Below are 13,056 nucleotides of genomic sequence, written 5' to 3' on the forward strand. Positions count from 1 at the left end.
CGTTGACTACGCTGGCGGCATGCCCTTCTACGCGATGCGGGGAGTGATCTCGTGACCGAGCGCAAACCTCCGGGAGTGAGCTTCGAGTCCTGGACGGACCGGCAGATCCGCGAGGCCGAGGCGCGCGGCGCCTTCGCCGAGCTGCCGGGCTTCGGCAAGCCACTGCCGGATCTGGACCAGCCCTACGACGAGCTGTGGTGGATACGCAAGAAGATGGCCACCGAGAACATGACCTCGATGCTCCCGCCGGCCCTGGCCCTGCGCAAGGAGGCCGAGGACGCGCTGGCGGCGGCGGCCGGGGCGCCCTCCGAGCGGGCGGTGCGCGATCTGCTGGAACCCGTCAACGAGAAGATCGCCGCCGCGCTGCGCAGGCCCCCGCCGGGTCCGCCGCTGGGCCGCGGGCTCATCGACGTGGACGGGGCCGTACGGGAGTGGCGCGAGGCCCGCGGCACGGCGTGAGCCGGACGCGCCCGTGGCCCCGGCCGTCCTGGGGACGGCCGGGGCCACGGGGATGCGCAGGGTGTGACTAGCTCCAGCTGGCGTGCAGCGGCTTGCCCTCGGCGTAACCGGCGGCGGACTGGATGCCGACCACGGCCTTCTCCTCGAACTCCGCGAGGGAGCCGGCACCGGCGTAGGTGCAGGAGGAGCGGACACCCGCGATGATCGAGTCGATCAGGTCCTCGACGCCCGGACGGGTCGGGTCGAGGAACATGCGGGAGGTGGAGATGCCCTCCTCGAACAGCGCCTTGCGGGCACGGTCGTAGGCGGACTCCTCCGAGGTGCGGTTGCGCACCGCGCGGGCGGAGGCCATGCCGAAGGACTCCTTGTACAGGCGGCCGTCGGCCGACTGCTGGAGGTCGCCAGGGGACTCGTACGTACCGGCGAACCAGGAGCCGATCATGACGTTGGCGGCGCCGGCGGCCAGCGCCATCGCCACGTCGCGCGGGTGACGGACGCCGCCGTCGGCCCACACGTGCTTGCCGTACTTCTTCGCCTCGGCCGCGCACTCCAGCACCGCGGAGAACTGCGGGCGGCCGACGCCGGTCATCATGCGGGTGGTGCACATGGCGCCGGGGCCGACACCGACCTTGATGATGTCGGCGCCTGCGTCGATGAGGTCCTTGACGCCCTCGGCCGCCACGATGTTGCCCGCCACGATCGGGACCTGCGGGTCCAGGGCGCGGACGGCCTTGATCGCGTTGATCATGGATTCCTGGTGGCCGTGCGCGGTGTCGATGACGATCGTGTCCACGCCCGCGTCGAGCAGCTGCTTGGCCTTGGCGACGAAGTCGCCGTTGATGCCGACGGCGGCGGCGATGCGCAGCTTGCCGTTCGCGTCGGTGGCCGGGGTGTAGAGGGTCGCGCGCAGGGCGCCCTTGCGGGTCAGGATGCCGACGAGCTTGCCGTCCTTGTCGACGGCCGGGGCCAGCTTGCGGTGGCCGGCGTCGAGCTTGTTGAAGGCCTCGCGGGGGTCGATGTCGGCGTCGATGAGCAGCAGCTCCTTCGACATGACCTCGGAGAGCTGGGTGAAGCGGTCCACGCCGGTCAGGTCGTGGTCGGTGACGACGCCGACCGGGCGGCCCTCGTCGTCGACGACGACGCCGGCGCCGTGGGCGCGCTTGGGCAGCAGGGACAGGGCGTCGGCGACGGTCTGGGTGGGCGCCAGCGTGATCGGGGTGTCGAGCACGAGGTGGCGGGTCTTCACCCAGGAGATGACGTCGGTGACGACCTCGATCGGGATGTCCTGCGGGATGACGACGATTCCGCCGCGGCGGGCGACCGTCTCGGCCATCCGGCGGCCGGCGATGGCGGTCATGTTCGCCACCACGAGGGGAATGGTCGTGCCGGTGCCGTCGGGCGAGGACAGGTCCACGCCCTGGCGGGAACCGACCGCGGAGCGGCTCGGCACCATGAACACATCGTCGTACGTCAGGTCGTACGGCGGCTTCAGGTCATTGAGGAAACGCACGTGCTAGACATCCCAGTCAATCGGAGGTGCCTCGACAGGGCAGCCGAGGAAACGCACGTACTTCATTCTCCCACGTCCTGGAGTTCACCAACCCCGGGCTGATCGTCCGAGACGGATGGGGCCGCCTGGTTCTTTCCTACGGGACCTTGGTCCCTGCGGCCCTGCGGTGGATCGGTGTCCGGCCGCCGGTCAGCGGGGTGACCGAGCCGCCGTGGCGGACCGCGGTGAACTCGGCGGCGATGGCCAGGGCGGTCTCCTCGGGGGTCGCGCCGCCGAGGTCGAGGCCGATGGGCGAGCGCAGCCGGGCCAGCGCGGACGGCGTCACCCCTTCGGCCCGCAGCCGTCCGGTCCGGTCGGTGTGGGTGCGCCGCGACCCCATGGCTCCCACGTATCCCAGCGGCAGCCGCAGGGCGAGCGCCAGCAGCGGTACGTCGAACTTGGCATCGTGGGTGAGCACGCAGACGGCGGTACGGGAGTCCAGCAGGCCGGCCTGCGCCTGCGCGGCCAGGTGGCGGTGCGGCCAGTCCACGACGACCTCGTCGGCGTCCGGGAAGCGCGCCGGGGTCGCGAAGACGGGGCGGGCGTCGCACACCGTGACCCGGTAGCCGAGGAAGGCCCCGATCCGGGCCAGGGCGGCGGCAAAGTCGATGGCCCCGTAGACGATCAGCCGGGGCGGGTCGGCCGATGATTCGACGAGCAGCGTCAGCGGCCGTCCGCACAGGCCGCCGGCCGTGCCCAGTTCCGCGGTGCCGGTGCGGCCGGCCAGCAGCAGGCCGCGGACCTGCCCGGCGGCGGCCCGGTCCAGGGCCTCGCCGCCGTCCAGCCCGCCCTCGTAGGAGCCGTCGGCGTGCACGGCCAGCGCCCGGCCGAGCTGGCGGGGCGGCCCGGAGACCACCCGGGCCAGCGCGGCCCGGGCCCCGCCCGCGGCGGCGTCGAGCACCGAGCCGAGGACGGGCCGTACCGGGTCGCCGCCGCGGACCGGGGTGACCAGGACGTCGAGGACTCCCCCGCAGGTCAGACCGACGGCGAAGGCGTCGTCGTCGCTGTAGCCGAAGCGGTGCAGTCCGCCCTCCCCGGAGGTGAGGGCGTCCAGGCAGAGCTCGTGCACGGCGGATTCCACGCAGCCGCCCGAGACGGAGCCGAGTGCGGTGCCCCGGTCGTCGACCGCGAGGGAGGCGCCGGGGCCGCGCGGCGCGCTCCCGCTGACCGCCACCACGGTGGCCAGCGCGAATTCCCGGCGCGCGGCACACCACGCGCGTAGCTCGTCGGCTATGTCGAGCATCAGCGGATGTACTCGCGGCGCGGGGACTGTCCGGGGATGAGCGGCCGCGGCGGCAGGACCGCCGGCGCGGGGGGCCGGGCGGTGCCATGGCGGGCCGTGACGGGCGCCGCCCGGACGGCAGCCGGGCGGGGGGTTCCCGCGTAGGCCTCCGGTTCCCGTCCGCGCGAGCCGAGGAGTTTGGCCGCGTGGGCCACGCTCGCCAGGGTCGCGTGGTGGTGCCAGCCGCGGAAGGAGCGGCCCTCGAAGTCGCGGATGCCCGCGGGTTCGCAGGTTTCCGCGAAGTCCAGGGAGACCCGGTCGGTGAGCTTGGCCAGCAGGAAGAGCTGGGCGAGCGGCCGGTCCCCTATGTTCGTGACCCAGAACTCGGTGGGCAGCAGGGCGGCTTCGGTCCAGGCTCCGACGAGCAGCAGCGGGGTCGGCGTCGTCGGCGCGGGCCGGTCCTCGCTGGGGGTGGCGAGGATCGAGGCGGAGGTGAGCAGGGTGACCGCTCCTTCTCCGCGGCCGTGCCGGGTCCACTCGACGACGCGGCGCTGGGAGCGCAGGGAGTCGATGAGTTCCCGGGCGGGTGCGGTGTGCGGCCCGGGTTTGTGGCGTCCCGCGCCGCCGAAGGAGACCGGCAGGGAGCCGTCGACCTTGAAGACGAAGGGGATGTCCTGGAGGGCGAAGGACTCGATGCTCTGCGGGAGGTCGCTGTTGGCGACCTCCATCACCACGGGCCGGCGCTGGAGTTGCCAGGTCGCGGCCATCCGCTGGACGGCGTGCACGGCGTCCTGCGCGGGGGTGAGCGAGCGCGCCGTGTCGGGGATGCCGGCCCGGCGCCTGCGCAGGAGCTCGCTGGTCCAGGGACCGGGGAGGGTGAGGGTCCACTCGACGGGGAAGCTGGCCTCGCTGGATGCGAGCCAGATCCCGCTGGCCTGCTGACAGTTGGCGGTGCGGCCGAGCTGCGGGACGAACTGCCGGCCGACGCCTACGGAGCGGTCCCCGGCCTTCTCTATCACCATGGGCTGCAGCACCCAGGCCAGCGGGCGCTGGGCGGTGCGTTCGAGGTGCTGGGCGAGGGAGCGGCGTACCGGGGTCCAGTCCCAGGGGGACTTGCTGATGAACTGCTGGAGGCTCTGCTCCACGGAACTGGCGCCCGTTCCGGCAATGTTACGGATGGTCTTCTTGCCGGTGGTCTGTACGAGGCCGTTCAGATAAACGCGGGCCCAGTTTCGCTGGTCCCGCCGGGGTAAGGACTCGAAGAGCAGAGAGATCAGTACATCGATCAATTCGGAGATTTCCTTTTCGGATTCCTCCGGCAGGACTACGCGAGCCATCTGGGCCTCCCCCGCGACCACTTAGATCCGATACCCTACTTGACCGCGGAGAACGGCCGTAGGCCCCTGCGACTACTTCCTGAGGTCGCTCGTGGTTTCGAGCTGCTCTTCCTCTACCACGAGCGGGATGGGGATCTGGTTCGCCGCATAGTAGATCGCGATCAGGAAGTGCGCGATGAGGGTGAGCGGTGCCGAGATGAAGGCGAGCAGCACGGTGAGCGGGTAGGCGATCGCGCCGAGGCCGAATCGCATCCGGGTGGCACGGGCCCCTTCCTTGTCCACTTCTTCGTGGAAAAGGTGCCCGACCCTGGTGACGTACCACCAGAAGGCCATGAAGGCGAGGGCGTAGGCCACGGTCACGGCGCTGTAGAGGACGGCTGCCGCGTTCGCGGACCCGCCTTCCTCCCTGAGGTGTTCGGCGAGGACGGTGGTGGTGTAGGGAATCACCGACACCACCATCAGCACCAGGAGATTCAGGAACAACAGCGGTCGGTCGACCCGCTTGAGGTGACTGAAGATGGTGTGGTGGTTCACCCACATGACGCCGATGATGAGGAAACTCACCACATAGGCAGCGTAATGCGGCCACTGTTCCCGGACCCCGTGCCAGAAGTCCGATCCGGTTTCTTCCGGAACCTTCAATTCCAGAACGAGGATCGTGATGATGATGGCAAATACACCATCACTGAATGCCTCGACCCGCCCGGTTTCGCGTTCCATGACCTCCCCTTTGCCATTCAGTGCATAAATGCAACTTGCCCGCCCGCGGTATGCCACACATACGGGGAGGGCGATCTTCTCCCGCCCTCCCCGCACACGCTACCCAGATTTCAGAACTTAGCTGCCGAACCCAGCCGTCTGCCGCCAGATCCGGCCATCGCGGACCACAAGTGTCCCGAACGCGTGCTCCGGTTCGCCGTTCAAACTCATGATCGCCCGGTAGAAGATGGTGTCCTCTGTCTCGATGTACTCCTGGAGCTCGACCAGCGTGGGCTTGACGGTGAGATAGCCGGTGAACGTCTCGCGAACGGCTTCGATGCCCACCGAGACCCCCTCGAAGCGCAGCAGTACGGCGTCGTCGGTGTAGTTCTTCATCACCGCCTCAATGTCCAGTGCGGCGAGGGCGTCCATCTGACGGACGAACACCGGGTGCAGCTTGGAGATGTCGTACTTGGCCATGACGACTCCGTTCTATCAACTGGTGGTGGAACCGGTGGGTGAACTGGCTTACTGGTCAGTTGAGTTGGGGGTGCCGGCTGAAGCGGCAGGGGTGGCGCAGGACTCCGCCGTACCGGCGAAGGGCAGCCTGACGACCATCCGGGTCTCACCCGGACGCGAGCGGGCCGTGATCGAACCGCGGTGGCGCTGGGTGACGATCCGGTAGCTGAGGTGCAGGCCCAGGCCCGTACCCTTGCCCACGTCCTTGGTGGTGTAGAAGGGTTCGAAGATCCGCGGCAGGGACTCCTCGGGGATGCCGCGGCCGGTGTCGGCGACCTCCACGACCATGCAGACCCCCTCGGACCGCGCGCGCAGCGTCAGTACGCCGGCGCCCTCCATGGCCTCGGCCGCGTTGTCGACCAGGTTGGTCCACACCTGGTTCAACTCGCTCGGATAGCCCGTCAGTTCGGGAAGGCCGGGTTCGTACTCCCGCACGATGCCGATCCCGGCGAGCTTGGCACGCAGGACGACCAGCGTGTTCTCCAGTCCGTCGGTCACCGGGAAGCTCTGTTCGGGGGCCCGGTCCAGATTGGCGTAATCCCGGGTGGCGGAGACCAGTTGGGAGATACGGGGACCGGCCGCACGGAGCTCCGCGGCGAGCGAGCGGATCTCCAGCAGCGCCGCCAGGTGGTCGAGCCCGGCGGCGAGGGCTCCTTCGCCGACCTCCTCCAGCCGCTCCAGCAGCCAGGGCAGTTCCACGCCGAGGTCCGAGACCCCCGAGCCGAGCAGGCCGGGCCGCTCCGCGCCCGCGCCCTCGGCCCAGTCGGCGATCTCCTCCTCGGCGTCGGCCTGCGCCAGCGCGTCGGTGACCTCGGGCGGCGGCAGCTTGTCCAGCTCCTCGGCCAGCCGGTCCAATACGGTGCGCTCCGCGCCGGTGGCGGACGCTCCCCAGGCCTGGGCGGTGCGGGTGAGCCGCTCCAGGGCGGGCGCCAGCTCCTGCGCGGCCCGGGCCACGGCGGCAGCCGGGTTGTTCAGCTCGTGGGCCAGACCCGCGGCGAGGGTGCCCAGCGCCTCCACGGTGGCCCGTTTGCGGGCCTGCACCTCGGAGGACTTGATCCGCCAGGCCAGGACCGGCAGCAGCACGGCGGCCACGCCGTGGCAGCGGGTCAGCATCTCGAAGAAGACCGGACGGGCGTAGGCGACGACCGTGGTCGACGGTCCGCTCGCGGCCGCGGTGGCCACGTACGAGCCCTCGGTGAGCAGGGGGAGCTCCCCGGTGAACCGGTGGGCGGCGGAGGGCTTGCCGTCGTGGTCCTCGGCGGCCGCGCTGTCCTCCTCGGTGGAGTGCCGGGTGAGCACCTCCTCCCGGCCGTCGACGACCTTGGTGACCACCAGCCCGCCGGAGAGCAGGACGTGGAAGCCGGTGGCCTCCTCGCCGTCGCGGAAGAGCACCTCACCGTCGGCGAGGACCCGCGGCTCGGAGACCGAGACCAGCCAGTCCAGCTGTTCCTCGGTGATCCCGGCGAATATCTCCAGGCCGCGCAGGGCGAGGCGCAGCCCGGCGGCGTCCGCGGCGGTCATGCGGCGCTCCCCTCGGCCTTGGTCCGGGCGGCCAGCCGTACGGTGACCAGCAGGGCGACCGCGCACACCGCGGCGACGGCGGTCATGAAGCCGACGGAGGTGCGGTGCAGCCCGTGGATGTTGGTGAGCATCCCGGCGAGCACCGCCGGGACGCTCATCGCCAGGTAGGCGAAGACGTATACGGCCGCGGTGAGTTCACCGCGGTGGGCCGGGTCGGCGAGCGTGCTCAGCGCCCGGAAGGAGCCGAGGAACGCCGCCCCCCAGCCGCAGCCGAGCACCGCCGTGGCCACCAGGAACACCGGGGCCGAGCCGAGGCCCAGCGCCAGCAGGACCAGTCCGAGCCCGGCGATCAGGCCCGTCAGGCCGAGCACGGCGGTGCGCAGGGCCTCGGTACGGCCGAGCAGCAGCTGGGCCGCGGTGGCGGCGCCCGCGAGCAGGGCCACGGTGGCCCCGCCGACGAGGTAGTTGGTGGACTGCAGGAGCGAGAGCGCCAGGTGCGGGCCGAGCGAGAGGTAGAAGCCGCCCACCGACCAGACCGCGACGATGGTCAGGATCAGGACGGTGAAGCGGCCGCGGGCCCCCGCCGGTACGTGGATCCGGTGCGGGACCACCCGGAAGCGGCCCCCGGCCCCGGGAGCGCTCTCGGGCATCCGCCAGACGCCCGCCAGGCCGACGGCGAAGGCCCCGATCAGCAGGACGTAGCTGAGGACGGTCGGTGCGGGCGCGAACTGCACGAGCAGTCCGGCCCCGATGCCGCCGAGCCCGATGCCCACGGTCGGCCCGGCGCTGTTGACCTGGGCGCCGAGCGCGGGCCGGGAGACCGGGGCGAGTTCGAGCAGGGCCGCGCCCATCGCCCCGGTGGCCAGGCCCACGGCGAGGCCCTGCACGGCGCGGGCGGCGAGCAGCAGGCCGAGCCCGTCGGCGGCGGCGAACAGGGCCATGGAGACGATCGCCAGGACCAGCCCGGCGCTCAGGACGGGGCGCCGGCCCAGGGTGTCGGAGAGCGAGCCGAACAGCAGCAGCCCGGCCAGCACGGTGACCGCGTAGAGGGCGAAGACCACCGTGATGGTTCCGGAGGACAGGCCCCACTGCTGCTGGTAGAGGACGTAGAGGGCGGAGGGGACGGAGGAGGAGAGCATCAGCAGGACGAGTACCGCGCCCACCACCCAGAAGCCGGAGCCTCTGGGCGGGGCGGCCGCGTGCGCGGCCCGGTGCCCGGTCGTCCCCGTGGTCGTTCTCGTCGGTTCGGCCACTGCGTCACTCAACTCCCCCGTGATGGGCCCGTGCCGGGCCCCGTGGCGTGCGGTGGTCAGGCGATGGCCCCGGCCTTCGCCAGTGCGCGGGCCGTGAGCACCCCCGCGAGGTGGCCGAGGTACTCGGCCGAGGTGCCGCGCCCGGGGACGAACAGCTCCCGGGGTTCGCCGCGGAAGGCGGCGAGCACGGCCTCCGTCGTGTACGGGCCCCCGCGCAGCCGGTCCTCGACCCCGCGCAGGCGCAGGGCGCGGGGGGTGGCTCCGGTGACGGCGATGCGCGGGCCGTCCGCGGTGATCCGTACGGCGGCGGCGCACACCGGGTAGCGGGTGGCCCGGTCGGCGGTCTTCTCGAAGGCTCCGGCCCGCCCGGCGTCGGGGACCAGCAGCGCGGTGACGACCGAGCGGGCGGGTGCGCCGCCGGCCGCGAACTCCTCGGCGGAGACGGCCGAGCGCCCGCCGGGGCCGGCCAGTTCCACGGTGGCGTCCGCGGCGATGGCGGCGACGGGCAGGTCGGTGGCCCGTCCGGGGGCGGCGAGGTTGCCGCCGACGGTGCCGAGGTTGCGGACCTGGGGGTCGCCGTTGGCGCGGGCCGCGGCGGCCAGTTCCGGGGCCCCGGCGAGCACCAGCGGGTCCGCGGCGAGTTCGGCGAGGGTGGTCAGGGAGCCGATCCGCAGGCCCCCGGGGCCGCGGGCGATCCCGCCCAGCTCGTCGAGCCCGCGGATGTCGACGAGCAGCCGGACCCCGTCGGCGCCGAAGGCGTTCTCGCCGGTGCGCAGCCCGGGCAGCAGGCTCTGTCCGCCTGCCAGGACCCGGGCGCCCCGGGTGCCGGCGAGGAGGGTCAGGGCCTCGTCGAGGCCGACGGGGCGGACGTAGTCGAACTCGGTGAGGATCACTGGGCTTCTCCTCGCAGGCGGCGCCAGACCTTCTCGGGGGTGAGCGGCATGTCGATGTGCTGGACGCCGAGGTCGGAGAGGGCGTCGACGACCGCGTTGACGACGGCCGCGGCGGGCGGCACGGTGGCGATCTCGCCGGCGCCCTTGGCGCCGAGCGGGTTGTGCGGGGTGGGCGTGACCGTCTTGTCGAGGGTGAAGAGCGGTACGTCCGCGGCGCGCGGCAGGGCGTAGTGGTCGAGGTCGGCGCTGATCAGCAGTCCGTTCTCGTCGTACTCGGCGATCTCCATCAGCGCCTGGCCGAGGCCGTGCGCGATGCTTCCCTCGATCTGGCCGAGGACCACCTTGGGGTTGCCGATGTGTCCGGCGTCGTCCACGGCCGTGTAGGCGACCACCTCGGTCTCGCCGGTCAGTTCGTCGACCTCGACGACCGCGACGTGCGTACCGAAGGGGTAGTTGAAGTCCGGCGGGTCGAAGTGGGTGGTCTCGTCGAGGGCCGGTTCGATCTCCGGCGGCAGGCCCCAGCCGTACCACATGGCCATCGCGAGCTCGGCGAAGGTCTTGGTGTTCTCGGGGTTGCCCTCCTCGAAGATCTTGCCGCCCTCGTAGACGACCTTGTCCTCGGGGACGCCCAGGAAGACGGCTCCGGCCCGGATCAGCTTGCTCTTGATCTTCCGGGCGGTGAGCGCGACGGCCGGGGCCGCCATGCTGTAGGAGCGGGAGCCGTAGGTGCCCTGACCGTACGGGGCCTTCTGGGTGTCGCCCTCGTGCACCTGGACGCTGTCCGGGTCGATGCCGAGTTCGTCGGCGGCGACCTGGGCGAAGACGGTGCCGTGGCTCTGGCCGGTGGAGGCGGAGCCGACGGTGACGGTGACCTCGCCGGTCGGGTGGACCCGGATGTTGGCGCTCTCCCAGGTGCCGCCGAGCATGCCCTCCTGGGACATCCGGGTGGAGGGGCCGACGCCGCAGATCGCGACGTACGTGGCGAGGCCGACGCCGAGCCGTTTGCCGCGGGCGCGGGCCTCGGCCTTGCGGGCCGGCATGTCGGCGTAGCCGGACAGCTCGATCGCCCGGTCGAAGTTCAGCTGGTAGTTCCCGGAGTCGTAGGTCCAGCCCAGACCGTTGTCGTAGGGGAACTTCTCCTTCGGGACCAGGTTCTTGCGCCGGACGGCCGCCGGGTCCATGCCGATCTCGGCGGCGTAGCGGTCGACGAGGCGCTCCATCAGGAACGCGGCCTCGGCGCGCCCGCTGCCGCGCTGGGCGCCGAGCGAAACGGTGTTGGTGAAGGCGGCGTAGACCTCGCAGAAGGCCGCGTCGATGTCGTACATCCCGCTGATGGAGCGTCCCATCAGGGCGGTGGCGACACCGGGGCCGATCGTCGAGGGGTAGGCGCCGAGGTTGGCGTAGCTGGTGCAGCGCACGGCGGTGATGCGGCCGTCGCGGGTGCCTGCGAGGGTGACGTGCTGGCGGTGGTCGCGGCCCTGGACGGTGGAGCTCATCAGCCCGGTGCGGGTGTCCACCCATTTCACGGGCCGTCCGAGCGCCTTGGACAGGAGCAGGACCAGCGGCATGTCGGGGTACAGGTACCCCTTGGTGCCGAAGCTGCCGCCGACGGTCGGGGCGATCACCCGGAGCTTGTTGAAGGGGATGCCGAGGACCAGCGCGGAGAGCAGGAAGCGGTGGTTGTGCGGCCCCTGGGTGGTGGCGTACAGGGTGTACTCGCCGGTGACGGGGTCGTAGTCGCCCACCGCGCCGCGCGGTTCGATGGGGCTGTTGATGGTGCGCTGGTTGACGAGGTCGAGTTCCACGGTGACCTCGGCCGAGGCGATGGCCGCGTCGGTGCGGTCCTTGTCGCCGCAGGTCCAGTACGCGTTCAGGTTGCCGGGGACGGCCTCGTGCAGCTGGGGCGCGCCTTCGGCGAGGGCCTCGTCGGCCCGGGTGACCACGGGCAGGGGCTCGTACTCGACGGCGATCGCGGCCAGTGCGGCGGCGGCCTGGCGCGGGGTCTCGGCGACGACCACGGCGATGGGGTCGCCCACGTGGCGCACGGCGTCCGCGGTGAGCACGGGGCGGGCGCCGGGAAGTCCGTAGGGGTGGGGCGGGAAGTGGCTCTCGACCCCGCCGGGTATCCAGATGCAGGGCAGCGGCATCACGTCGGTGAAGTCGGCGGCGGTGGCCACCTTCAGCACGCCGGGCAGCTGTTCGGCCGCCTTGGTCTCGATGGAGAGGATCCTGGCGTGGGCCACGGTGCTACCCAGGATCGCCATGTGGGCGGTGCCGGGCAGATCGATGTCCGCCACGTACTTCGCCTCGCCGCGCAGCAGCTGCGGGTCCTCGCGGCTGTCCAGCGGCTGTCCGAGCAGGCCGTTCCCGATGGATGCGGTCTCCTGCGGCTGAGCCGTCTGCTCCCCCGTCACTGCGGTCATCTCCCTCACACCTCCGTTCCGGCTGCGGTGGCCGCGGCGGCCGCGGGCACCTCGGCGCGGTCGGCGGCGCAGGCGCGCTGCACTCCGCGGACCACGCTGTGGTAGCCGGTGCAGCGGCACAGGTTGCCGGTCAGCCATTCGCGGATCTCGGGTTCGGTGGGCGCCTCGCCGTCCGCGGTGGAGTCGACGAGTTCGCCGAGGGACATGACCATGCCCGGGGTGCAGAAGCCGCACTGGGTGCCGTGTTCCTGGCGCAGTGCCTCCTGGAGGCCGGACAGTTCACCGCCGGGGGTGGTGACCCCTTCGATGGTGGCCACCTCGGAGCCGGCCGCCGAGGCGGTGAGGACCAGGCAGCTCTTGACGGAGCGGCCGTCGAGCCGGACGACGCAGGTGCCGCACTGGCCGGTGTCGCAGCCGACCTTGGTGCCGGTCAGGCCGAGGCCGTCGCGCAGCCGTTCCACGAGCAGTTCGTTCGGCTCCGCCGAGAACTGCTCGGGTCTTCCGTTCACCTTCAGTTCGATATCCATGCCAGCGCCTGCGCTTCCGTGAGCGGCCGGTTGAAAAGGGGCCCGCCGGGCTGCTGGAGAATTCCTCCGGAGTGCAGCGGGCCGGTGTCGACGGGCGCGAATCCGAGATCCGTGATGATTCCCGCGACGATTTCCTTCGCTTTTGCGTCGTCGCCCGCCACGAAATGGGCGAGGCGCTCCGACCCTTTGCGTTCCGGCGCGGTGCCGGCCACGGCGAGGGTCTCGAAATGCATGGTGTTCAGGGATTTGACCAGCCGTGCGCCGGGATACCAGTCGGCGACGAGTTCGCTGGATCCGCGGGTGCCGAGGTCCCGGGGTGCGCCGGGGCCGCTGAAGGCGTTGGTGGCGTCCACGAGCAGGGTGTCGCGGACGGCCTCCTGCGGCAGGAGGCCGCGGACGCTGTCGAAGGGCAGCATCAGCACCAGGAGTTCGGCCCGGCCGGCGGCCTCGGCGGGGTGCGCCGCCGAGGCCGCCGGTCCCAGTTCGGCCACGAGCGGGCCGAGGGTCTGCGGGCCGCGGGCGTTGGCGAGGACGACCTGGTGTCCCGCCGCCACGAGGATGCGGGCGAGGACCGTGCCGATCCGCCCGGTGCCGATGATGCCTGTCTGCATTGGCTCTCCTGAACGAGTGGTCCGGTGCGGCCGGGGGCGGGGC

12 protein-coding genes are annotated in these 13,056 nt (G+C 71.8%); 1 reads left to right on the forward strand and 11 read right to left on the reverse strand.

What is annotated here, in order from left to right:
- Nucleotides 1-51 precede the first annotated feature (51 nt).
- Nucleotides 52-459: a DnaJ family domain-containing protein gene (locus tag IO30_RS0120415; RefSeq protein ID WP_031144972.1), complete on the forward strand. Its 408-nt coding sequence runs from the start codon at nucleotides 52-54 to the stop codon at nucleotides 457-459.
- 67 nt (nucleotides 460-526) lie between these two features.
- Here IO30_RS0120415 and IO30_RS0120420 read toward each other — a convergent pair whose 3' ends face one another.
- The 11 genes from IO30_RS0120420 to IO30_RS0120470 all read right to left on the reverse strand — a co-directional run bounded on the left by IO30_RS0120420 (nucleotide 527) and on the right by IO30_RS0120470 (nucleotide 13,013).
- Entirely contained in the window at nucleotides 527-1,969 is a 1,443-nt protein-coding gene (locus tag IO30_RS0120420; protein ID WP_031144973.1) for a GuaB1 family IMP dehydrogenase-related protein, read from the reverse strand.
- 136 nt (nucleotides 1,970-2,105) lie between these two features.
- Nucleotides 2,106-3,251 (reverse strand): XdhC family protein, encoded by a 1,146-nt coding sequence (locus tag IO30_RS0120425; protein WP_031144974.1) that lies wholly within the window; start codon nucleotides 3,249-3,251, stop codon nucleotides 2,106-2,108.
- A complete protein-coding gene (locus tag IO30_RS0120430; RefSeq protein ID WP_425338111.1) occupies nucleotides 3,251-4,567 on the reverse strand; it encodes an IS701 family transposase in 1,317 nt (438 codons plus the stop codon). The genes IO30_RS0120425 and IO30_RS0120430 overlap by 1 nt, the downstream gene beginning before the upstream one ends.
- Nucleotides 4,568-4,639: 72 nt before the next feature.
- Nucleotides 4,640-5,287, reverse strand: a complete 648-nt coding sequence (locus tag IO30_RS0120435; RefSeq protein ID WP_031144976.1) for a TMEM175 family protein — start codon at nucleotides 5,285-5,287, stop codon at nucleotides 4,640-4,642.
- Nucleotides 5,288-5,404: 117 nt separating this feature from the next.
- Nucleotides 5,405-5,746, reverse strand: coding sequence for a nuclear transport factor 2 family protein (locus IO30_RS0120440; protein ID WP_031144977.1), 342 nt, complete (start codon nucleotides 5,744-5,746; stop codon nucleotides 5,405-5,407).
- Nucleotides 5,747-5,794: 48 nt separating this feature from the next.
- Nucleotides 5,795-7,306 carry an ATP-binding protein gene (locus IO30_RS0120445; RefSeq protein ID WP_031144978.1) on the reverse strand — a complete coding sequence of 504 codons (1,512 nt, stop codon included), beginning with the start codon at nucleotides 7,304-7,306 and terminating at the stop codon, nucleotides 5,795-5,797.
- Nucleotides 7,303-8,571, reverse strand: a complete 1,269-nt coding sequence (locus IO30_RS0120450) for an MFS transporter (RefSeq protein WP_157853343.1) — start codon at nucleotides 8,569-8,571, stop codon at nucleotides 7,303-7,305. The genes IO30_RS0120445 and IO30_RS0120450 overlap by 4 nt, the downstream gene beginning before the upstream one ends.
- 44 nt (nucleotides 8,572-8,615) lie before the next feature.
- Nucleotides 8,616-9,452 (reverse strand): FAD binding domain-containing protein, encoded by an 837-nt coding sequence (locus IO30_RS46010; RefSeq protein ID WP_051859840.1) that lies wholly within the window; start codon nucleotides 9,450-9,452, stop codon nucleotides 8,616-8,618.
- Nucleotides 9,449-11,875, reverse strand: coding sequence for a xanthine dehydrogenase family protein molybdopterin-binding subunit (locus tag IO30_RS0120460; RefSeq protein WP_237403313.1), 2,427 nt, complete (start codon nucleotides 11,873-11,875; stop codon nucleotides 9,449-9,451). Before IO30_RS0120460 ends, IO30_RS46010 begins: the two co-directional genes overlap by 4 nt.
- A 5-nt stretch (nucleotides 11,876-11,880) precedes the next feature.
- The gene (locus IO30_RS0120465; RefSeq protein WP_031144982.1) at nucleotides 11,881-12,402 is read right to left on the reverse strand and encodes a (2Fe-2S)-binding protein; all 522 of its coding nucleotides are present in this window, start codon (nucleotides 12,400-12,402) and stop codon (nucleotides 11,881-11,883) included.
- The gene (locus IO30_RS0120470; protein ID WP_031144983.1) at nucleotides 12,387-13,013 is read right to left on the reverse strand and encodes an NADPH-dependent F420 reductase; all 627 of its coding nucleotides are present in this window, start codon (nucleotides 13,011-13,013) and stop codon (nucleotides 12,387-12,389) included. Before IO30_RS0120470 ends, IO30_RS0120465 begins: the two co-directional genes overlap by 16 nt.
- Nucleotides 13,014-13,056 lie beyond the last annotated feature (43 nt).

It is taken from the genome of Streptomyces xanthophaeus, from assembly GCF_000725805.1.
GTDB classification, from domain to species: domain Bacteria; phylum Actinomycetota; class Actinomycetes; order Streptomycetales; family Streptomycetaceae; genus Streptomyces; species Streptomyces xanthophaeus.